This is a genomic window from Dyadobacter sp. CY323 (assembly GCF_021390245.1).
Lineage (GTDB): Bacteria > Bacteroidota > Bacteroidia > Cytophagales > Spirosomataceae > Dyadobacter.
Window position 1 is genome coordinate 202843 of sequence record NZ_JAJUXH010000001.1, and the last position, 22162, is coordinate 225004.

A 22162-nucleotide genomic window follows, 5' to 3' on the forward strand; every position below is an offset into this window, starting at 1 on the left:
AATAATCAGACATTAGCTCATCAATATCCAAGTAGTTCTACGGATGTGTTTTAAATGTATAAAAAAAAACTATTTTTTTATATTAAAATTACAATGCGTTCGTCCATTAGCTTACTAACAACTCAGATCGTTCCAGGGTCTATGGAATTTATAATCGTTGATGATAGCGTATTTGATCTATTCACACAGGAAAAGCTGCTTTCGAAGAGTGGGCTGGCTTCCAAAGTGATTAGTTTCGGTGCGCCCCAGGAGGCACTGGACTATTTATTTGCTCAACACGAAACAATGCCTGAAACGATTGTCTTACTCGACATCCAGATGCCGGAACTCAATGGTTTTCAGTTTATGGAACAGTTTGCACGGATCCCGGAACAAGTCAGGAGCAGGATCAGGATCTTCATGATCTCTTCCACCGTCGACCCTTGGGATATTGCGGAAGCTGCTGCCAATCCGCATATCGTCACCCTTTTATCCAAACCTCTCGACATTCCCGTACTCAGGACACTTTTAGAAAAAGATTGATAGACTTCATAGCTGCGGGCTGGCATAGTATTTAGAGTGCAGAAAATTAAATCACTTATACTCGAATATGAATAATCCTGTTACAACATACCGCCTGCAGTTCAATCAAGAATTTTCGTTCAAAGACTTCCGGAAATGGATGCCATACTTCCAAAAATTGGGGGTAGGGACGATATACGCCTCACCGATTTTGGAATCCACACCCGGCAGCACGCATGGGTACGATGGGGTGAATCCCGGTCGCATTGACCCTGAGCTGGGAACAATAGAGGAATTCAAAAGCATAACGGGGGAATTACAGAAGATGCAAATTGGCTGGTTGCAGGACATTGTCCCCAATCACATGGCATTTCATTCTGAAAATCCCTGGTTGATGGATGTGCTCGAAAAAGGTACTCAGTCGCAATATGCTTCGTTTTTCGATATCGCCTGGAATAGCCGGCTTTTCAAAGGCAGGATCATGGTACCGTTTCTTACGAGCGATCTGGATGAAGCGATCCAGGAGGGGCATTTACAGCTCGGTTACTCCGACAACCGGTTCATAATGGAGTACGAAGGTTCGGTTTTTCCATTAAATCTCAGATCGTACCTGACTTTGCTCACGCACGATCCGGAAGGCCAGCCGCAATCGGTTGATCAGTTGATTTCACAACTGCATGAGATCCATGAGGTGGAAGATCCGAACGTGTTCTCGCAGCAATGGAGCGAATTTCTGATGCAGCTGGCTTCATTGGCCAAAAACGACCAGATAAAGGCATATCTGGATCAGATACTCGCTCATTTCAATAGTGATCCCGCCTTGTTGAGGCAAGTTGCCGACGAGCAGAGTTATGTGCTATGTCACTGGCAAAAAACCGAAGATCAGATCAATTTCCGCCGTTTTTTTACGGTCAATGGTCTTATCTGCCTCAATATGCAGAACGATCTGGTATTTGATACCTATCATGAGCTGGTGAAGGAATTCACAGCGGAAGGTGTTGTTACCGGGCTGAGAATTGATCACATCGACGGGCTTTTTGATCCTCAGGCTTATGTTGAAAAACTTCGGAACCTGGTTGGCGGAGACACTTATATTGTTGCTGAAAAAATTCTTGAAAAGAATGAAGACATGCCCGTAAACTGGCCGATCCAGGGAGCTACGGGTTACGAATTTCTGGCTATCGTCAACAATATTTTTACCAATAAGTCTGCCGAACCTGCGTTTACGGCATTTTACAACGAGCTGACCGGCGAGGATAAATCCATTCACGACCAGTTGCTAAGCAAAAAATCGGAGATCCTGAATGGACATATGGGCGGTGAGCAGGAGAATCTGTACCAGCTTTTTGTGGAGCTCAGGCTTGCAGAGCAGGACGAAATCAACCAGTTCGGGAAAGAAGCTCTTAAAACTGCGATCGGTGAGTTTCTGATCCATTGTCCGGTTTATCGATATTATGGTAACAGCATGCCGCTTTCGGAAACCGAGTCAGAGGAAATTACAGCTATTTTTGAAGAAGTACGCAGCTATCACCCCGACCTTTCGGATGCAGCCAGTCTGCTGGAAAGCTGTTTTCTCGTGAAAACGCTGGAAAGCGATGAAGAATATAACGGTCGCGTTCTGGAATTTTATCAGCGATGCATGCAGTTTTCCGGGCCGCTCATGGCAAAGGGTGGGGAGGATACTTTAATGTATACCAATAACCGCTTCATCGGCCACAATGATGTGGGAGATTTTCCGGATCGTTTCGGCGTGACAGGAAAGTCATTTCACGATTACATGCGGAAAAGGCAAAAAGAATGGCCATTCGCATTAAGTACGACGTCTACTCATGATACCAAGCGAGGCGAAGATGTCCGTGCCAGGTTAAATGTACTGACAGACCTGGGTGACGCCTGGATTGAAAAAGTAAAAGAGTGGCAGGAACTAAATGCCAGTGTACATTCGGAGAATAGCATTCTGACCAAAAACGACGAATACCTGATCTATCAGACCATAGCGGGTGCATACCCGATGCCCGGCGAGGATGAAGATAATTTTGCTGCCAGGCTCAAAGAATATTTGCAAAAAGCACTTCGCGAAGCCAAAACTAATACGACCTGGGCAGAGCCGAACGAGACATACGAAACGGCGGTTAAGGAATTTGCAACCGAACTTCTAAAACCAGAAACGCCATTCTGGTCGAGTTTTAAAGAGTTTCATGCGGAAATTTCGGAGTTTGGGATTATTAATTCACTCTCGCAACTCGCGTTGAAATTCACATGTCCGGGCGTACCCGACGTCTATCAGGGATGTGAGCTGTGGGATTTCAGCCTCGTGGATCCGGATAACCGCCGACCTGTCGATTTTGCGAAAAGAGAGCAGTGGCTAACCGAATTTGAGAGCTATGAGCCTGAACGTTTGCTGGAAAAACTGTGGGAGGCGCGCTCAAATGCGCAAATCAAATTATGGCTTACATACCAGTTCTTCCATTTACGAAAAGATAATCCGCTGTTATTCACCGAGGGCGATTACATTCCGTTGAAGATTCGGGGACAATACAAAGATCATTTGCTGGCTTTTGCAAGACGACAAAAGCGGACATTCTGCATCGTTGTAGTCCCGCTCCACACTGCGCAAATGTGCCGCGACCAGAACAAGGATTTTTTCGAGCTGGACTGGCATGATACGTCTGTGGTGTTGCCCGAAAACCTTTCGCCTGAATGGGAATTTGTACTGACCGGAAAAACCGAGGAACACGTTGGCAAGCTTTTGCCTAAGGATATTTTCAAAGGTCTTCCAATCGCAATCCTTAAAGGTTCAAAGCCGGACAACGAACGAAAAGCGGGTTTGCTTCTTCATATTTCGTCACTGGCTTCACCATTTGGGATCGGCGATATGGGCCCGGAAGCATTTGCATTCGCGGATTTCTTGCAAAAAAGCAATCAACGCATCTGGCAGATATTACCGCTCAATCCCACTGAACCGTCGCAGGCTAATTCTCCATATAGCGCACTGTCGAGCCGGGCGGGGAACCCATTGCTGATCAGCCCGGAAGTGCTGGTGGAAGATGGATTGCTTTCAAACGAAACCATAGCAGAATATCTGAAGGATGCGTCGGATAAAACGGATTATGACCTGGCGGACAAGACCAAGTCGGAACTTCTTGAAAAAGCATTTCAACAGTTTCAGGAGTCGGAGAATGCGGAGGAACGTGAAGCTTTCGAGGCATTTTGTACAAAGAATGCAGAATGGCTCGACGACTTTTCACTCTATATTATTTTGAAGAAAAAACACGACGGCAGTCCCTGGTACGAATGGCCGGAAACATATAGGTTACGTGATTCGGATGCATTACATCAAATCCGGGATTCTGAAGGAGGACAGGTAGAGTTCGTGAAATGGCAACAGTTTGTTTTTGACAAACAATGGAAAAGCTTGAAATCGCATTGCAACAACCGGGATATCAAGCTTTTGGGGGACATTCCTTTCTATGTAAGCTACGATTCTGCTGATGTTTGGGCAAACAAAGAACTGTTCTGCGTGGATGAGGATGGAAAAATTTCGGGTATCGCCGGAGTTCCCCCGGATGCGTTTTCTGACGACGGACAATTATGGGGAATGCCGGTGTTTAACTGGGAGGTTCTGAAGCAACAGGAATATCAATGGTGGATCGACCGTCTTGCCAAAAATATCGAGTTGTTCGATTTGGTGAGGCTAGACCATTTCCGCGCATTTGCAGATTATTGGGAAGTCCCTGGCGGGGAAGAAACTGCGGTAAATGGAGAATGGAGGATTGGTCCGGACGAAGACTTTTTTAACAAGATCAAGGCCGCTCTGGGCGATCTGCCTTTTATTGCCGAAGATCTGGGAGAAATTAGCCCGGAAGTCTATAAGCTGAGAGATAAGTTCGGATTGCCCGGAATGAAGGTGTTGCAATTTGCATTTGATGAAAACATGCCGCAATCGGATCACATCCCACATAACTACACAGCGAATTTCATTGCCTACACGGGCACCCACGATAACAATACCGTGAGAGGGTGGTTCCGGCAGGTGGCGCAGGATGGTGCAGCGGCACAATTGGAGAGATATACCGGCAGGGAAATCACCGAAGAGAATGCACATATAGAAATGGCCCGGCTGATTTATGGTTCGGTAGCTAAGGTGGCGATGATGCCGATGCAGGATGTGCTTAATCTGGATGAATCTGCGAAAATGAATATGCCGGGTTCTAATGAAAACAACTGGGCATGGAGGTTATTGCCAGGCCAGATTACGAAAGATCATGAAACGTTTCTGGCAGATTTGACGATGATGTACAACCGGGATTAGTGGAATTATGCTTTCATCAGAAGCATTATATTTGCATGGTATCAAGGCAATTCATCATGTCCAGAATAATAATGAACACGTTTGCGCTGATTTTTCTGGCGCTGCTCGGATATTCCTGTACACAGTCCGCAGGTGACCCTAAGGAAGCAGCGGGATTGCTCACCGCTGCTTCGAAATGGCAGATCGATGAGATTGTTGTCAATGACGCAGTCACATTCAAGGATGGTAAGATGACCCAGCAGTTTGGTGGTGTTAATTTCGAGCGGTATATGGAGACAGTCGAGCTTAGAAGCGACGGTACTTTCTCAGGTATTTTCAAAGGTGAAACCAAACCTTTCGTCCTGAAATGGGTAGCAAATGAAAAGAACATCACCGTAGGATCCGCAGATAGCGGCCCAAAACCAACTGACTGGACCATTGATCCAAAAGATGTGCTGAAAGATTCATTTACAATGAAAACAAAAAGCACTGCCTACGATTATCCGAGGATGACCAGTATTGCTTTGAGATTTAAGGTTTTGAAATAAAACGAGTGGCCAAAATCTATTTTGGATTGGCCACTCGTTTAAATTATTCCTTCCGCGCCGTATGCCTGGTACCATCCAGCGACTGCGCGGTTTTTATTAATCTTACAAATTCGGAACGGTATCCCTCTTCGTCTTTTCCGAACGCGCCTTTTGCCCTCGCAACTGAATTTGGGTAAGAAGCATTTCCTTTGAACTCAGAATTCCGCAACAATAGTCCAAACTCCGCCACAGCCGAGGCGAAACGAAGGTTTTCGGAGCAGGCAGATAATGCGACTGAGGAGTTTTTGACAGGCAGATCGAAAAGTACACTTTTTTCACTACCGGGATTTTTGTAGCGCACTTTTACAGTAAGCATTTCATCGGAATTCCCGGAATGGGATGCCGTGTTTTTTTGATATTTCAATGCGTCGGCTTGCCGCAGATAACTGCTGTTTACTCCCTTGGGCACGATCTCATAAAGCGCGGTCACAGTGTGGCCGGAACCCATATCACCTGCGTCTTTTTTATCGTCATTAAATTCCTCATTGCTTAATGCACGGTTTTCATAACCAATTAAGCGATAAGCTTGTACATGTTCAGGGTTAAACTCGATCTGGATTTTCACATCTTTTGCAATGGTGAACAATGTTCCGCCAAATTCCTGCACAAATACCTTCCTGGCTTCCTGCATGTTGTCAATATATGCATAGTTGCCATTTCCTTTGTCGGCCAATGTTTCAATCTGGCTGTCTTTATAATTCCCCATTCCAAAACCCATTACACTCAGGAAAATGCCGCCTTTTCGTTTTTCTTCTATCAGATGCTGTAACTCACTTTCACTTGAAATCCCTACATTGAAATCGCCGTCCGTTGCGAGGATCACCCGGTTATTTCCTTTGGGCAGAAAGTTTTCCTTAGCCGTATCATAAGCCAGTTCAATTCCCTCTCCGCCGGCTGTCGAGCCGCCAGCTTCCAGGTTATCCAATGCTTCCTTGATCTTCATTTTCTCATTTCCAGGGGTAGGAGGCAGGATAAGCCCGGCCGCACCGGCATAAGTCACAATGGAGATTCTATCTTCAGGCCTGAGTTGATCCGCAAGCAGCTTAAATGCCTGTTTCAAAAGTGGAAGCTTATTTTGCTCCATCATCGAACCCGAAACGTCTACCAGAAACACAAGATTGGACGCGGGCAGGTTTTTGGTGGAAACGGTTTTGGCCTGCAAACCAATGTGAAACAGTTTCAGTCCGGGGTTCCAGGGAGAATCCGTGTATTCGCTGGTGATGGATATAGGTTGGTTTCCAGTTGGTTGCGGATAATTATAATCAAAATAATTGATCATTTCTTCAATGCGAACGGCGTCAATGGGAGGTAATTGACCGTTATTCAAAAAACGTCTGACATTGCTGTAAGCGGCGCGGTCGACATCAACCGAAAAGGTAGTAACCGGATCAGACCCAACAAACTGGAAACTGTTTTCCTTGATAGTGCTGTAATTTTCAGTATTTGCCTGCGGCCTTCTCAGGGTCATTGGCTGGCCTGTGAATGGTGCAGTGGTCGCTTTTGCGAATGAAGACATTGATTCACTTCTTGCCGGGGCGAAATCCTTCAGGCGCTCAGATTCTTCCTGCAAAACAAGCGGCTCCGGCCGATCGGATGGCGAGAGCACTGCATAAACGAATGTTAATGACCCAAACTCCATTTCATTCTTTTTGTAAGACGGGTGCGTGAAAACCAGGGTTTTCGAGTAGGCGGGAACCTGGATCGAGAATTTACCTGCTAAATCGGTTCGTGTCGTGGCTGTGCTTCCTTTAACCGACACCACCACATTTGCCAAAGGAGCGTGATTGATATCTTCAACAATCCCTTTGACTGTGCGGTTTGGGACGAGGGCAAATGCGCTCAAAAACAGCGCGAGTAGTATTAGAAGCTTTCCTTTCATGGTCAATAAAGTTTTAGTTTATTGACTGGATTCAAACACAGCAAAAATTCCATAAACTTTTCCGGATTTTTTGTGGAATTTTGATCGGATCACATCTAATAGGTAGTTAGTTGTGCGATTTCGTCTGTAAGAGCTCGCTTGTGAAGTTTTTAAAAGTTTTTCAGGATAAGAAAAAGGAACCCGTTTCGGAAGGTGAGAGGTTGGCGGAATACCGACGCACTGGCGATGTGGCGATCCTTGGCAGCTTATATGAACCTTACATGGAAATGGTTTACATGATCAGTCTGAAGTATCTGAAAGAGGAGGATGAAAGTAAAGATGCGGTGATGCAGATCTTCGAGAAACTGATTGGGGATTTAAAAAGCCATCAGGTTGAAAACTTCAAAAGCTGGCTGCACAGCGTGGTACGAAACCATTGCCTGATGCAGATCCGCACGCGGCACGTTTTCGTTGACGTAAGTGAATTCATTGAAAACGGCGAATCGCCGGCAGCTGCCGACACGGAATTTGAAGACGCAACGGTGCTAGATACGCAGTTGACGTCACTATCGAAATGCATGGAATCGCTGGCAAGTGAGCAGCGGATTTCCATTGAGCTGTTTTACAAACAGGAAAAATGCTATAAAGAGATTTCCGGAGAAACAGGATTCGACATTAACAAAGTAAAAAGCTATATCCAGAACGGAAAGCGGAATTTGAAAATTTGCATGGATAAAAATGGCAACCACTGATTCAGATCAACCTATTGGCTTCGAGGAGTTTAGGCGCTATGCGCGAGGAGAAATGTCACTCCGGGAGCAATATGACCTGGAAAAGCGACTGCTGGCCGATCCGATGGCGGCGGAAGCGTACGAGGGGTTCCTGGCGATGGGCGCTACGGATGCCGAAAGAATCCGTACAGAATTGAAAATCGGTTTAAATGCAAAAGTCGCATCCTCGCGCAAAAGGATAATCCCACTTTGGACGTACGCCGCAGCGGCATCTGTAATCGTTGGCCTGGGCGTTTCCTGGATGATTTTGAAAACCGATAATACAAATATCGATAACAGAGAAATAAGCGCAGCGATTCAAGCTGAGTCTCCGACAATTCGCCCGGCCGAAGAAAAGGGGGAAGAAACGCAACCTCTTGCAAAACCAGCTCCTTCTATTCATGCGGATCAAATAGCTGCAAATGTTCCCGGAAAGAAAAGCTTTCCGGCGGCGGCACCTGTAAAAGAACTGCCTGAAAGTAAGAGTTTTAGCAGACTTGCCGAGGCTGACGAGGTAGAAGAAGCACTTGCAGTCGCCGAACCGGGTCAGTCCGCGTTTCAGGCAGCGCCGCCTGCTATTTCTGCCCCGCAAGCCGCTTTTTCTGAACCGCTGGCGGCTGATAAGCAGTCCGTTAGCAGGGCCAGAAAGCTCAATGACAGTACTTCCATTCCTACGGCAGCAGCGGCGCCCGCTGCTTCTAAAGATACTGCCGGGGGAACCATGCCCGTCCCGCAAATAGGATGGCGATCCTATCGTTCCTACCTCAACCGAAACACGCAATCTTCGTTCTCAAAAGGAAACGTGACCGTTTCATTTGTCGTGAATTCGGACAGCTCTTTGTCCGGATTTACGGGTCATGGGGAGAAAGTGCTTCTGGATCAGGCAATTGAAATTGTAAAAAAAGGTCCCGGCTGGAAACCTGTGTTCCGTAATGGCGCACCCGCTACTGCTCCCGTAAAAGTCCAAATCGAGTTCCGTTCTCCGAACTAACTAGTCTGTTATCAAGACATTACTTACTTCTTGTAGAATTAATTTCTAAAAATCACTAATTTAAGTTCTGGATTTTTTGTGATGTAGTTTCCAGTATTTAATTTTACTATCACTGGTTACTTGTGCATTATTACCATTTCTTTTACTAGTTTGGGGTTAAATGTGTACTTTATGGTATGAAACTAAGTTTAGATCGACGTTTCATTTGATTCTGACCAGTAATTTTATTTTTAAAGCGCTGATTTTGTTATAGTAAGTATTATTACTAAATCTACAATTAATTTGCTAAGCTTAAACTGGATTGCGGGCGGATCGGAAAGACTTCAATACCAGGCAACCAGCAGATTTTATCCTAAATCTCATATTTGAATATTTTATACGCTTCCCATGGATAGTAAAAGAAGTCTATTGATTATAGACGATGAGCCCAGTATCACCAAGATCCTGGAACATTTCCTCAAGAAAGATTTTAATGTAATCATAAAGAGTGACGGCTCAGAGGGAATGCTGTGGCTGGAAGAAGGAAACCAGGCAGATCTCATTATTGCGGATTTGCACATGCCCAATCTTAGCGGAAAAGACTTTTTGAAGGTTGCAAAAGCCAGCAATCTCTATTCTGAAATCCCAATTATCATTCTTTCCGGATCCGACGAAAGCTCAGAACGCATTCAGTGCCTCAACCTTGGCGCAGATGATTTTATGGTCAAGCCGTTTAATCCGATGGAAGTTCACGCAAAGATCAATGCGATCCTGCGCCGAAGCAGAAGATATTCCTAATCAGCCGACGAAATGGAACTGACAATGACGCCTCCCGCGACGACCGTTGAGACAAAAAGCTATGCTGCCCAATTCCGGGTCATTTATCTGAACAAGGATCTTGACCATTACCTTCAATTTTCCCAAAAGTTCGCGGATTCACTTCAGGTGGAATACTTTGGATCTAAAGAAGGAGTGCTGGAAGCTCTGGAAGAAAATTACCCCGCCGACGTGATCGTCGCCCATGCGGGAAGCGGAGGTTTGGAGCTGCTGGATATGATCCGCAGCACCGCGGGTTTCGGGAACATTCCTTTTGTGCTGATGGTGGACCGTCTTACCCGTGAATCCGTTGAGACTGCGCGTGCAAAGCATGCAGACGATGTTTTTTCGGTGACATTTGATGAAGGCGATCTGCTTACCAGGATCAAGTATTTCAAAAAAAGGCAATGGTATGTGGCCAATAAAGCTTCTCAGAAAATAGGTGCGCAGGCCAACCGCACGCCACTTTGGAAAAGAACAATAGATGTCGTTACCACCGGTACGGCGGTGCTTTTGTTGCTCCCGGTTTTTCTTCTTGTTGCGCTGCTCATTCGCCTTGACTCAAAAGGACCTGTTTTTTACAGATCGAGAAGGGTAGGGAGCGGCTATAAGATTTTTGATTTGTATAAATTCCGTACGATGCGCACGGATGCCGACCAGCTGATCCGTAAAATGGCGGCGCTGAGCATGTATAATAAAACGACGGAGCCGGTTCAGCAAATCGAAAACAATGGCTTGTGTGCAGAATGCCAGGCCGGTAACAAATGCAAAAGCTTGCTTTTCCACGATGGAAAAGAGATTTGCGAGAAGCTCTATCACTTCCAGAAGGATCAAAAGGCGGCATTCATGAAGTTTCAGAACGATCCCCGCATTACCCGGTTCGGTCAGTTCCTCAGAAATTCAAGCCTGGACGAACTTCCTCAATTGATCAACATTCTCAAAGGCGATATGTCGCTGGTGGGCAACAGGCCATTACCTCTTTATGAGGCCGAAAAAATGACCACAGATGACAAAATTTTCAGATTCGCGGGTCCGGCTGGCTTGACCGGTTTGTGGCAGGTCACCAAACGCGGAAAGGGAAAGGCGGATATGTCAGAAGAAGAAAGGACGCAGCTTGATATCACCTACGCAAAGGAATTTTCATTCAAAATGGATATGCAGATTATTCTGAAAACATTCCCAGCACTGCTGCAATCCGAAAATGTCTGATGCACGCTGATCCTCAGCTCTTAAATCATTTGAGATATCGACAATACTTTACAACATGCTAAGAAACTTTGATCCATTCTTTCAGTGTTTCGTCAAATTTCTTGATCACGCGGGACGGGTTTCCCACAGCAACCGTGTAGGGAGGAATATCCTTGGTGACGACAGCCCCGGCAGCCACCACAGAGTGCTTTCCGATGGTAACCCCAGCAGTGATAACGGTGTTCGCACCGATCCAACAGTCATCTTCAATCGTGATCTGTGCCATTTTAACCCCCTGTTTGTGAATTGGTTGCGTAATGTCGTCGTAATTGTGGTTGAGGCCGCTCGCAACAATATTTTGGGCAAGGATCACATTGTTGCCGATTTTAACAGGCCCTATAATGACGTTACCCAACCCGATCAGCGAGTTTTCTCCGATTATTACATCCCCCACACCATTATTAATTGTCGTAAAATCTTCAATCATCGAATCGTTTCCGATTGAGAACTGATTGAAAGGAACAACGTCCATTCTTACCCAATGCCTGATAATCACACCTTTACCGCGTTTATGATATAACCGGTTCAAGCCAATTCTCACCCATAATCTTGGTCGGGCCTGATTGGTAGGAATAAGAAGCCAGTGGAAAAATTTCTTCAATCGTGGATTAGAACGGATTTGATCAGCTACAGCCATTCTGGGAGGGACTAGGGAGTTTTGTAGTAATAATTTTAGTCAAATGTATTTTGTATCGCTACAAAATCAAGCAAAAAAATGGTTTTTAAAAATTTATTTCAAAGAATGCAAATGAGACACGCAGTGTTTTTGATTCCCTTATTTTTCATTATACATACCACACAAGCCCAGGAATCTTTAAGTAAAGACATTTCTTACGAGTATCTGGACAAATTGGTCGCAGTTTGTAAAGCCAATTATCCACGGGTTAAAATGTACGAGGCCCGGGTGCATGTGGCCGAGAATGGTCTTAAAAAAGCAAAACTCTCTTATTTCGACATCTTCTCATTCTCGTATCTGTTCAGCCCCAATAATAACGTAAACACCATTTCTCCGACTTTTGGCGGTTATCAATTCGGTTTTTTTGCCAACATCGGATCGATCTTACAGAAGCCAAACACGGTAAAACAAGCCAAATGGGAAGTGGATGCGGCCAGGTACGACAAAGATGCATTCGATCTGAACATGGAGTCGGAAGTCAAGAAACGGTATTTCAGCTACATCCAGAAGATCGTTATCCTGAGACTCCGGTCCGGCGCCTTGCTCGATGTGGAAAGTATGCTCAGCACCGTCAAACATCGGTTTGAGCGCGGCGAAGAATCGCTGGAAAACTACAACAAAGCATTACTAATGCAATCCGATCATTCTCAGAACATTGTAAATGCCGAAAGTGAAGTTTTGATGGCTAAAAGCAACCTGGAAGAATTGATAGGACAGAAACTTGAAGATATAAAATGACCGAATTTTTACAATTTCTTAGACTGCTCAGACGGAACAAGATTACTTTAATCCTGGTGCCGCTCATTACAGTGATATTCAGCTATTTCCTGGTTAAAAGATTGCCGGATACCTATGAGTCGCGTGCGCGAATTGCGACCGGCCTCGTTGACAAGACGGACCAGGTTGTGACCCGGGCGAAGGATGAGCAGGATGGGCAGATTGCCCGCAAGTTCGAAAGTCTTATCCAGCGCATGTTGCTGAAACGTACCCTGGACCAGATTTCCTATCGCCTGATCCTGAACGATTTGAAAGCGGTCAAAGATTCTTCCTGGCGAGAACCTTCAAAAGAATTGCAAAGCCTGAGCGCAGCCGAAAAGAATAAAGGTATCGCGCTGATTACCAGGAAACATAAAGCCAGAGAGGAGCTATCGCTGTGGAAACCGGAGGAGGCAAAATGGAACAAGATTATCAAGGATATGGGCTATGGCTCAGAGTCGCTCCGGGAAAAGCTGGCCATTTATCGTACCGGTGGGAGTGATTACATCGACATTCAGTTCGAGGCCGAAGACCCTGATCTGGCTGCATATGTAATCAATACGCTGAGCCAGGAATTCATCGCGGACAATTCGTCGAGAATCGTAGGAAACAACAAGAAGACGATTGACTTTCTTCAGAATTTCATGCTTTCGAAAATGCAGGCGCTCAATGAAAGGATGAATACGCTCAAAAATTACAAGATCCAGAACCGGGTTTTGAACCTCAACGAGCAGGCAAAAAGTATTTATGGACAAATGGCTGATTATGAGACCAAAAGAGAAATGGCCCAGAAAGACATTATCGCATTCGGGGCAGCCATTCACAACATTGACAACAAATTTAATCCCGCAGACCGGAAGTATTTTGAAAGTGCATTAACCGAAATTAACCAGAGCATCATCTCGAGCAAACGTGATCTTCGTAATCTCAACGAACGCTACATCCTCAGCAACTTCAATCCAAGATTGAAATTCAGCCTGGATTCACTCAAAAATAAGCTTACCGAACAGATCGACGACGCTTCCGACCGCTACATATATAGCCCGATGGCCGTGAAGCAAGATCTGGTAACTCAGAAAATGACAATGGAAATTTCATTGGAACTGGCGAAAAACAGCGTTGCGTCCATTCAGGGGGAATTGAACCGGTTAAATCGGAAATTTGATGGTCTGGTTCCAAACGAGGCAAAAATTCAGGAGTATGAAACGGGTATCGATATTGCGAGCAAAGAGTACATCGAGGCATTGCAACGCTATAATGAAGCCAGTCTTGAATTCAGCTTTCCGGTATACCTGCGGCTGATCGAACGCGCGATGCCGGGCGAAGTACAGGCATCCAAAAAAATGGTTTTGGTGATCCTTTCGGGCGTAATCAGTTTTACATTCTGCCTGCTGATATTTTTCGTGCTCTTTTATCTGGACAAGTCCATCCGCTATCCATTGCAGCTTGCAAATGCTACCGAGCGGCCGGTTTTGGGCTACCTTAATGCAGTCGATAAACAATCGGGAATGAGCTTGTCGGGGATGAACAGTTCGAATGATAAATCCATCCGACTTTATAAGAATTTGGTCAGGTCGATCCGGTATGAGCTTGATAATGAGCTGGATGATCCCAAGATCATTGCAATTACCAGCTTGACGCATGCGGCCGAGAAAACATCGTTTGTAGTCGCGCTGGCCTGGGCATTTTCCAAGATCAACAAAACCGTGCTCATTATTGACGGTAATTTTGGGCAGTCGGATATTACTGCACTAAACCCGGGATCGGAGCTTTTGGAAAGTTATATTACTAAAAGCAATGTTCTGGAAGCTGCTCCGGGCCAAATCAGCATTCTCGGAAACAAGGGTGGAGATGTTTCATTGCTGGAACTCGCCGATGAAAAGTTGATCAGGGAAAGGTTGCAGGTTTTAAAAACCGCATTTGACATCATCCTGATCGAAACAGACTCGCTTACTGCCATGAACAAAGCAAAGGAATGGGTCACTTTTGCCGACCGGGTCGTTGCGGTTTTCTCGGCGGGCCGATCGATTTCGGAGGAAGATCAGTCTAAAATTCAGTACCTGAACCATCTGGAAGACAAGTTCTCGGGCTGGGTACTGACCAACACGGATGACATTCCCGAGCAGGCGGGGAAAATCGGAAAACCGGTAGAAGTATGAAAATCATCGAATGGGCCTGGTGGTTGATTCAGATTGTGATTGGATTCAACCTGTTATTTCCGCTTTTGTTATTGTTAATCAAATCATTGCGTGGGAAAACCGATGTTCCAACTACTGCATCTGGCTTGTTTCAATTGCCCGATTATGGGATTATCGTAACAGCCTACGAACAAACATCCCAGCTGCCGGCGGTAGTAAGCTCACTGCTAAAACTGGATTATGCGCAGTATCATATTTATGTTGTGGCAGACAAATGTGATATCTCCAACTTGCATTTTCCCTCTCGAAACGTGTCACTTCTGAGACCGGAGCAGGTTCTGGGCAGCAATACCAGATCACACTTTTATGCCATAAATCATTTTATACGCCCACATTCTCACCTCACCATCATTGACAGCGATAATCTGACGGAACCGGATTATCTCACGCAGCTGAATGTATATTTCAATGCGGGTTTTCAGGCGGTTCAGGGCGTGCGGGAAGCTAAGAATCTTGATACAACTTATGCATGCCTGGATGCAGCGAGGGACATTTACTATCATTTCTACGATGGGAAAATGCTTTTTGGAGCCGGTTCGTCGGCAACGCTTGCCGGCTCGGGAATGGCTTTTACGACTTCGCTCTACAAGGAATGTCTGGGGCATTTGGATGTCACGGGCGCGGGGTTCGATAAGGTACTTCAAAATGAGATCGTGAGCAGAAAACACCGGATTGCTTTTGCGGAAAAGGCAATTGTTTATGACGAAAAAACAACGGGCTCCGATCAGTTGGTGAAGCAACGGGCGCGCTGGATCAACACCTGGTTTAAGTATTTCTCATTGGGTTTCGGAATCTTCCGGAAAGGAGTTATTAACCTGAATATCAATCAGTTTTTGTTTGGGCTGGTCCTTTTGAGGCCGCCTTTGTTCATTTTTCTCCTGCTCTCGTTGCTGTTCCTTTTCATCAATTTGTTTGTGTCGATACAGCTGGCGGGTGTATGGTTTCTGGCATTATGTGTTTTTGTGACAGGCTTTTACATTTCACTGAAATCGTCAAGGACAGACCCACGGATATACCGGTCGCTGGTAAATATTCCCAAATTCATATCACTCCAGTTACTGGCTCTTATGAATGCAAGAAAGGCGAACAAGATTTCGGTTGCTACGCGTCACGGGCAAATAGATCAAACTCAATGATAGCCGTTTTATGAAAATCTATCCGGCAAAAGTCTCCGCGAAAAAACAGTCCCGCTTTGATCATTTGACACCTCTTCAAAAAAAGATGCGTCAGATTGCGGTGTTGCTGGTTTTAGTCTCGGTTTTTATATTTTTTTTCAAAATCCTGTTTTTTTAAAGTGATCAACGACTTGCAAATTTTCGGGCATGATCAGGGCGGCTCCGGCGAAAGCTTTTGGGATCGTGTTAAACAGGTATTTTGGATTGAGAGACTTAGCAATACGGTTGGACTATCCATTCTGCTTTGCGTTTCGCTGGTATTTGGAGTTGTGATTGCAAGCTACGGAATGCTGGGTGCAGCACTTGTACTGGTGATTTTATTCGTTCCGCCCGTTGTGTACGGCATCGTCGCTCACCCGACATTTGGCATTGCAGTCCTGATGATTATGGCTTATCTGCTGTTTTACATCATGCGTTTCGGGATCAATTTCCCGATGGGCACCCTGATGGACGGCATTGAGGCACTGCTGATTTTAGGCTTCTTTGTTTATCAGAAAAAGCATCCTGACTGGTCGGTTTTTAAAGGTCCGATCAGTATTATGATCCTGATCTGGATCACTTATAATATCCTGCAGGTGGCAAATCCGGCGGCTGCATCGCGGCTTGCGTGGGTTTATACGATCCGGTCGGTGGCGGTGGTGATGCTGATGTACTTTGTTTTTATGTATCAGATAAAAACTGTAAATACCATTCGGCTATTCCTGAAAATTTGGCTTGCACTTTCCGTTTTTGCGGCCTTGTACGCATATAAGCAGGAATATATTGGTTTTTCAGCAGCGGAGGAGGCCTGGCTGTACTCAGATCCAACTGTGGCAGATCTCCTGTTTATCGCCGGGCGGTGGCGAAAATTCTCGATCTTTTCCGACCCGGTGGCCTTTTCTTACAATATGGTGGTAAGCTCCATTCTGTGCATTGCGCTGCTGACTTACGTCCGCAAGTACTGGCAAAAAGTTGTCCTGGCATTGCTCGTTGCGCTATTCTTTTCCGCCATGCTGTTTTCGGGGACCCGTGGCGCATATGTGCTGCTTCCTGCGGCGATGGTATTGTTTGTGATACTCCGGTTTAATAAAAGCGTGCTGGTCGGCTCGGCGATTGCAGGTGTTTTTATTTTATTCTTAATTTTTGTCCCGACTTCCAATCCTAACATTGTCCGGTTCCAGACGGCTTTTACACCGTCAGACGACGACTCTTACAAGCTCAGAAGTGCGAACCAAAAGCGGATCCAACCTTATATATGGACGCATCCGATTGGCGGGGGGCTCGGGGCGACCGGTGCCTGGGGCCAGCGTTTTGCCCCACAATCTTACCTGGCCAGCTTTCCGCCGGATAGCGGCTATGTCCGGACTGCCGTGGAACTGGGGTGGGTGGGGCTGCTCATTTTTTGCTTCCTGATGTTTTTTATTTTGCGCGAAGGAATCAACAATTACTTCACCATTCGCAATCCCGAATTGAAAACCTATTGTCTGGCCATGTTGCTGATTGTATTTGCTTATAACATAGGTAATTATCCGCAAGAGGCATTGGTCCAGCTCCCCTCGAACATTTATTTTTATCTCGCCATTGCGCTGATTAATGTAACCAAGAGGATAGACAACCGTGAGTTGGCTTTAAATGAAAAGGCGCTTATATGAAAATCGCCCACCTGATATTAGCCCATTCGCAGCCACTCCAGTTGGAGAGGCTAATTGGCAGGCTCGATCATCCGGACGCATTCTTTTTCATCCATCTCGACGACAAATGCGACTCGGGACCGTTCCGGTTTCTTTATGGAAAACCAAACTGCTTCTTAGTCCGTGACCGCGTGAAGGTGAGCTGGGGAGCTTACAGCATTGTGCAGGCTACGATAAACGGATTCCAGGATATCGCCTCATCCGGGCTGAAAATCGACTATGTGAATTTGCTCAGCGGTTCTGATTATCCGTTAAAAAGTACAGATGCCATTCACTCTTTTCTGGAAGCCAGCGGGGGAAGGAATTTTATGCAGTATCAGTTGGTATATGGAGAATGGGAGGAAGCCATTGGCCGTTTAACAGAATACCATTTTACCAATTATAATTTTCCGGGTAAATATGTACTTCAAAATCTGGCTAAAAAGTGGATGCCGAAACGCAAAATGCCCGATAACCTGGTACCTGTGGGCCGGTCGCAATGGATGACGATTACACCGGACGCTGTCCGCTACATCTTACATTACCTCGACAGCCACCGGGAAGTGATCCGTTTCTTCAAGTTCACATGGGCGCCGGACGAGATCATTTTCCAGACTATTTTATACAACTCGGAATTTAGAAATACACTGGTAAACAACAACTTGCGATACACCGACTGGTCTGCCGGACAAGCCAGTCCAAAGACATTAACCAAGGCAGACCTGGATCGGATGCTTGCTTCCGGGGCCCTTTTTGCCCGAAAATTCGATATGTCAAAAGAACCAGAAGTAATGGATCTGCTTGACGAAACATTATAACATTTATTAGCGGACTCGACTATGGACATTGTCATTACCGGACAGCAGGCGTGGGATGTGGAAATTGGTAGTAATTGTAAAAACATCGCGCTGGAATTCAGTAGAAAGCACCGCGTGTTATATGTGAATTCGCCTCTCGACCGCATTAGCGCGCTCAAAAACGGCGACGATCCGAAGGTTATGAAGCGTCGGGAAGTGATCAGGAAGAAGCAAAGCGGGATTGAGGAGATCAAAGAAAATCTTTGGGTACTCTATCCCGACCGGATGATCGAATCCATTAACTGGATCCCGTCGCAGGCTATTTTTAATGTTTTAAATAAAAGGAACAACCGGATTTTTGCCAAAAGCATCGGTAATGCGGTTAAGAACCTCGGTTTCGGGCCGTACATTCATTTCAATGACAATGATATGTTCCGGAGCTTTTATCTGAAAGACATTCTCAAACCGCGCCTCTCCATTTATTATTCAAGAGATTACATGCTGGCCGTCGATTATTGGAAAAAGCACGGTGCATCGCTGGAACCTCAACTGATCGCAAAAAGTGACTTATGTGTCGCCAATTCCACGTATCTGGCGGATTACTGCAAGCGGTACAACAAGCATTCGCATTATGTGGGCCAGGGTTGCGACCTTGACATTTTCATGGATGGTATCCATTCGGCGGAACCGGTAGATATGAAAGAAATCGGGAGGCCGAGGATCGGGTATGTGGGTGCATTGCAAAGTCTGCGTCTTGATATGGAATTGCTGCATTACATCGCGCAAAACCGTCCGGAATGGAGCCTGGTGCTGGTCGGCCCGGAGGATAATGAATTTTTGCAGAGCAGTTTGCATGCATTACCGAACGTGATCTTTACCGGATCCAGAAACGTGGACCAACTCCCCGCATACATCAACTCGTTCGACGTGTGCCTGAACCCCCAGCTTTTAAATGAAGTGACGATTGGCAATTACCCGCGCAAGATCGATGAATACCTGGCTGTGGGCAAACCCACGGTCGCTACGCAAACCGATGCGATGAGTGTTTTTGCAGATCACGTGTATCTGGGTAAAACAAAGGAGGATTATGTTTCCCTGATTGAACGCGCATTGGCCGAAAATACTCAGACAAAAATCGCGGCCCGCAGGCAATTTGCCAGTGCCCATACCTGGGAAAACAGTGTGGAGGCAATTTACAATGCGGTTCGCGCGGCGGGTGTGCCGTTATAAAGGCTGATCTTTCTGTAATTGTTTTAGCTCCGAAATACCCATTTCCGACTCAGCTTTTAACTGAACGAGTTTTTCATTCAGTGTATTCGTCCAGTTTCCTTGCTTCAAGGTCGTTTCCAGCTCTTTATATTGGCTGGCGGTAGCTAATAATCCCACGGAAAACAGCGATGATCTGAATTTATGAATTGCCTGACACAGCTTATCCAGGTCCCCGGAGGCAGACGAGTCTTCGATCGTTTTAAGCTGGATCTGACTATCGCTTTCAAATAAAGCGATCAGCTCGTCGCGAAGTTCTATATCGCCGCCTGTGATTTCTGTGAGGTAACTTAGATTCAAAATGGACTCGTTCATGCTGTTTGGAGGTTGTGGATTGGTTGGTTGAGGTGATGGCAGGTCAAGTTCTTTATTATTTCCAAGATGTGCGATGGTATAAAGCAATTCACTTTCCTTAAATGGTTTTGAAATGTAACTATTGGCCCCGATACTGAGGCATTCTTCCTTTTCCCCCACCATCGCGTGCGCCGTCATGGTGATAATGGGGATCGTTTTCGAAACTGAGCTCCGGATTTCCCTGATCGCCGTATACCCATCCATAATCGGCATTTGTATATCCATTAAGATCAGATCGTAAGTGCCGCTTTTCAGCTCATTGATTGCTTCCTGGCCATTATTGACGATTTTGAGAGATACGTTAAATCGTTCAAATATAGCCTGCAGAAGTTTCTGGTTTAACAGATTGTCTTCGGCAGCCAGCACCCGCAGGGATTGAACAGAGGCAATCAGATCGATTGGTTTTTCCAAATCTTCCTCCGGTACTATATGTTCTACGACCTTTAATGGAAGATCTATTGTAAAAATACTTCCCTTGCCGATCTCACTTTCAAGTTGTAGTGTCCCGTCGAACAGCTGTACGAGCGACTTGACAATGCTGAGCCCAAGTCCGGTGCCGCCAAAGATCCGGGTTGTACTTTCTGTCGCCTGCACGAAACGATCAAAAACATCGGTGATCTTTTCTTTCGGAATTCCGATCCCGGTATCCCGCACCTCAAACCGTATGAGCTGAATTCCGTTTACAACTTCTGAAACGGGGGTAACACTGAGGGTAACCTCGCCTTTTTCGGTGAATTTGACTGCATTACCACACACATTCAGCAAGATCTGCGTCAAACGCAGCTTATCACTTTCCACAAATCCCGGAACTCCTTCCTGCAGGTACGACCGGTATCCGATGCCTTTTTCAGTTGCGCGCTGATTTATAATGGCGGATATGGAATCCACCAGTTCCTTCATGGAAATATCCGTATTCTCGAGATGTATCTGGCCTGCCTCAATCTTGGAAAAATCGAGAATGTCATTGATCAGTTCAAGCAGATTTTTGCTTGCATATTGAATGTATCCAACATATTCAACGCTTTTCGGATCCTTTACTTCACCGACGAGTAAGTTCGTAAATCCAATGATCGCATTTAGCGGCGTCCGGATCTCGTGACTCACATTGGAAAGAAAAATATCTTTCACCCGAACGGACTTTTCGGCAAGTGTCCGCGCTTTTTCCAGCGTTGCTTCATAATTAGCGCGTTCGGTAATGTCCCTGAAAACCGTAATTGCGCTGGTGATTTCACCGTCCAGGCCGATTACGGGCTGCACATTTGTTTCCAGATGATAGATCTTATCGTTTTTGATCAGGTCGATTTTGTTTGCGATCAACTTTTCTCCCTGAAGAGCACGGGCAACCGGTAGCAGATCCGCCGTAAAACGCACGTGATAGCGCATCGGATCCAGCAGTTTCAGCTGGTTCGTTTGATCAGTAAGTGTGTCCAGTTTCCCACCTTTCAGCCCCAGGATTTCCCGGCCCGACTGATTGAGCAAAACGATTTCCTGCTGTTGATTTACAACCATAACACCGTCCGGAATCGCTTCAAGGTACTGGGTTACAATCCGTTCCTTAGCCAGGATTTCATTCTGGAGCTGGCGCTGTTTTCTCTTGTCACGATTTAAAAAAATGAATGACAGGATCGTCAGTACGAAACCCACGGTGCTGGTGATGATGATAAAAAAAATGGAGCTTCTTTGCGTAGAGGCAACTTGTTCGCGGCGGAGGTTCAGATGGCGGTTTTCGTAGTCCTCAATTTCTCTGATCTTCCAGTTCAGCTGATTATTTAATGTGATTCCCTGGCCTTTTTTCAATTTGTTGAATGCGGAATCCCGGCCACTGGTGCGATACAGATCGATAATTCCCTGTGAGTAAGCCACGATACTTCCCGAAATGGCCAGTAGTTCCTTTACCCGATCTTTCTGAATGCTGTCGGTTTTCACCAGATTGAAGAGTGTGTCGGTAATTCCGACCAGCTTAACTTTTATATTATAATTGTTGGTCAGCAGCTCCTCGTTGTTTGTGATCAGGTAACCGCGCATGTTTGACTGGAAATCCTTGGTAACCAGCCCGAAATTCGCGGCCTGGTTCAGAACTCCGATGGTGGTGTTCAGCCGGTTATTGTTCAGAGAAAGATTACGTACATTCTTATAGGTGAAATACTGAGAGCCGAAAATCAATCCGAGCCCCAGGTAAATGCTTACATAAAACCATCCGAAGGATTTATTGATTTGGGTGGTCGGCATAAACTCGGCGATGTAGTATTA

At 45.8% G+C, this 22162-nt stretch carries 16 protein-coding genes; 13 read left to right on the forward strand and 3 right to left on the reverse strand.

Annotation, left to right across the window (positions count from 1 at the left end; genetic code table 11):
* Positions 1-141 precede the first annotated feature (141 nt).
* From LZG72_RS00900 to LZG72_RS00910, 3 genes are all read left to right on the forward strand, one after another.
* Positions 142-522, forward strand: a complete 381-nt coding sequence (locus LZG72_RS00900) for a response regulator (RefSeq protein WP_233866389.1) — start codon at positions 142-144, stop codon at positions 520-522.
* 67 nt (positions 523-589) lie between these two features.
* The gene (treY, locus tag LZG72_RS00905) at positions 590-4813 is read left to right on the forward strand and encodes a malto-oligosyltrehalose synthase (protein WP_233866392.1); all 4224 of its coding nucleotides are present in this window, start codon (positions 590-592) and stop codon (positions 4811-4813) included.
* 56 nt (positions 4814-4869) lie between these two features.
* Positions 4870-5340: a hypothetical protein gene (locus LZG72_RS00910; protein WP_233866395.1), complete on the forward strand. Its 471-nt coding sequence runs from the start codon at positions 4870-4872 to the stop codon at positions 5338-5340.
* 43 nt (positions 5341-5383) lie between these two features.
* Here LZG72_RS00910 and LZG72_RS00915 read toward each other — a convergent pair whose 3' ends face one another.
* Entirely contained in the window at positions 5384-7258 is a 1875-nt protein-coding gene (locus LZG72_RS00915; RefSeq protein ID WP_233866398.1) for a VWA domain-containing protein, read from the reverse strand.
* Positions 7259-7398: 140 nt separating this feature from the next.
* Between LZG72_RS00915 and LZG72_RS00920 the strand changes: the two genes are divergently transcribed.
* From LZG72_RS00920 to LZG72_RS00935, 4 genes are all read left to right on the forward strand, one after another.
* Positions 7399-7989, forward strand: coding sequence for an RNA polymerase sigma factor (locus tag LZG72_RS00920; RefSeq protein ID WP_233866401.1), 591 nt, complete (start codon positions 7399-7401; stop codon positions 7987-7989).
* Entirely contained in the window at positions 7976-8998 is a 1023-nt protein-coding gene (locus LZG72_RS00925; RefSeq protein ID WP_233866404.1) for a hypothetical protein, read from the forward strand. Before LZG72_RS00920 ends, LZG72_RS00925 begins: the two co-directional genes overlap by 14 nt.
* A gap of 387 nt (positions 8999-9385) precedes the next feature.
* Positions 9386-9775 carry a response regulator transcription factor gene (locus tag LZG72_RS00930; protein WP_233866407.1) on the forward strand — a complete coding sequence of 130 codons (390 nt, stop codon included), beginning with the start codon at positions 9386-9388 and terminating at the stop codon, positions 9773-9775.
* A gap of 12 nt (positions 9776-9787) precedes the next feature.
* Entirely contained in the window at positions 9788-11002 is a 1215-nt protein-coding gene (locus LZG72_RS00935; RefSeq protein WP_304488632.1) for a sugar transferase, read from the forward strand.
* 58 nt (positions 11003-11060) lie between these two features.
* Here the strand turns inward: LZG72_RS00935 and LZG72_RS00940 are convergent, their stop codons facing one another.
* Positions 11061-11642 carry a DapH/DapD/GlmU-related protein gene (locus tag LZG72_RS00940; protein WP_233866410.1) on the reverse strand — a complete coding sequence of 194 codons (582 nt, stop codon included), beginning with the start codon at positions 11640-11642 and terminating at the stop codon, positions 11061-11063.
* Positions 11643-11789: 147 nt separating this feature from the next.
* On the opposite strand from LZG72_RS00940, the gene LZG72_RS00945 reads away from it, so the two are divergent.
* From LZG72_RS00945 to LZG72_RS00970, 6 genes are all read left to right on the forward strand, one after another.
* Positions 11790-12455 carry a TolC family protein gene (locus LZG72_RS00945; RefSeq protein ID WP_233866413.1) on the forward strand — a complete coding sequence of 222 codons (666 nt, stop codon included), beginning with the start codon at positions 11790-11792 and terminating at the stop codon, positions 12453-12455.
* Positions 12452-14632, forward strand: coding sequence for an exopolysaccharide transport family protein (locus LZG72_RS00950; protein ID WP_233866416.1), 2181 nt, complete (start codon positions 12452-12454; stop codon positions 14630-14632). The genes LZG72_RS00945 and LZG72_RS00950 overlap by 4 nt, the downstream gene beginning before the upstream one ends.
* Positions 14629-15807, forward strand: coding sequence for a glycosyltransferase (locus LZG72_RS00955; RefSeq protein WP_233866419.1), 1179 nt, complete (start codon positions 14629-14631; stop codon positions 15805-15807). The genes LZG72_RS00950 and LZG72_RS00955 overlap by 4 nt, the downstream gene beginning before the upstream one ends.
* 158 nt (positions 15808-15965) lie before the next feature.
* The gene (locus LZG72_RS00960; RefSeq protein ID WP_233866421.1) at positions 15966-17477 is read left to right on the forward strand and encodes an O-antigen ligase; all 1512 of its coding nucleotides are present in this window, start codon (positions 15966-15968) and stop codon (positions 17475-17477) included.
* The gene (locus tag LZG72_RS00965; RefSeq protein ID WP_233866423.1) at positions 17474-18313 is read left to right on the forward strand and encodes a beta-1,6-N-acetylglucosaminyltransferase; all 840 of its coding nucleotides are present in this window, start codon (positions 17474-17476) and stop codon (positions 18311-18313) included. The genes LZG72_RS00960 and LZG72_RS00965 overlap by 4 nt, the downstream gene beginning before the upstream one ends.
* A 21-nt stretch (positions 18314-18334) precedes the next feature.
* A complete protein-coding gene (locus LZG72_RS00970; RefSeq protein WP_233866425.1) occupies positions 18335-19522 on the forward strand; it encodes a glycosyltransferase in 1188 nt (395 codons plus the stop codon).
* Here LZG72_RS00970 and LZG72_RS00975 read toward each other — a convergent pair.
* Positions 19517-22141: an ATP-binding protein gene (locus LZG72_RS00975; protein WP_233866426.1), complete on the reverse strand. Its 2625-nt coding sequence runs from the start codon at positions 22139-22141 to the stop codon at positions 19517-19519. The two genes, LZG72_RS00970 and LZG72_RS00975, sit on opposite strands and share 6 nt — an antisense overlap.
* Positions 22142-22162 lie beyond the last annotated feature (21 nt).

What these genes read in the sequence shown, in the direction of transcription:
- LZG72_RS00900 (WP_233866389.1), top strand. Translation starts at nt 142, where the DNA reads ATGGAATTTATAATCGTTGATGATAGCGTATTTGATCTATTCACACAG.
- treY (WP_233866392.1), top strand. Translation starts at nt 590, where the DNA reads ATGAATAATCCTGTTACAACATACCGCCTGCAGTTCAATCAAGAATTT.
- LZG72_RS00910 (WP_233866395.1), top strand. Translation starts at nt 4,870, where the DNA reads ATGTCCAGAATAATAATGAACACGTTTGCGCTGATTTTTCTGGCGCTG.
- LZG72_RS00915 (WP_233866398.1), bottom strand. Translation starts at nt 7,258, where the DNA reads ATGAAAGGAAAGCTTCTAATACTACTCGCGCTGTTTTTGAGCGCATTT.
- LZG72_RS00925 (WP_233866404.1), top strand. Translation starts at nt 7,976, where the DNA reads ATGGCAACCACTGATTCAGATCAACCTATTGGCTTCGAGGAGTTTAGG.
- LZG72_RS00930 (WP_233866407.1), top strand. Translation starts at nt 9,386, where the DNA reads ATGGATAGTAAAAGAAGTCTATTGATTATAGACGATGAGCCCAGTATC.
- LZG72_RS00935 (WP_304488632.1), top strand. Translation starts at nt 9,788, where the DNA reads ATGGAACTGACAATGACGCCTCCCGCGACGACCGTTGAGACAAAAAGC.
- LZG72_RS00945 (WP_233866413.1), top strand. Translation starts at nt 11,790, where the DNA reads ATGAGACACGCAGTGTTTTTGATTCCCTTATTTTTCATTATACATACC.
- LZG72_RS00950 (WP_233866416.1), top strand. Translation starts at nt 12,452, where the DNA reads ATGACCGAATTTTTACAATTTCTTAGACTGCTCAGACGGAACAAGATT.
- LZG72_RS00955 (WP_233866419.1), top strand. Translation starts at nt 14,629, where the DNA reads ATGAAAATCATCGAATGGGCCTGGTGGTTGATTCAGATTGTGATTGGA.
- LZG72_RS00965 (WP_233866423.1), top strand. Translation starts at nt 17,474, where the DNA reads ATGAAAATCGCCCACCTGATATTAGCCCATTCGCAGCCACTCCAGTTG.
- LZG72_RS00970 (WP_233866425.1), top strand. Translation starts at nt 18,335, where the DNA reads ATGGACATTGTCATTACCGGACAGCAGGCGTGGGATGTGGAAATTGGT.
- LZG72_RS00975 (WP_233866426.1), bottom strand. Translation starts at nt 22,141, where the DNA reads ATGCCGACCACCCAAATCAATAAATCCTTCGGATGGTTTTATGTAAGC.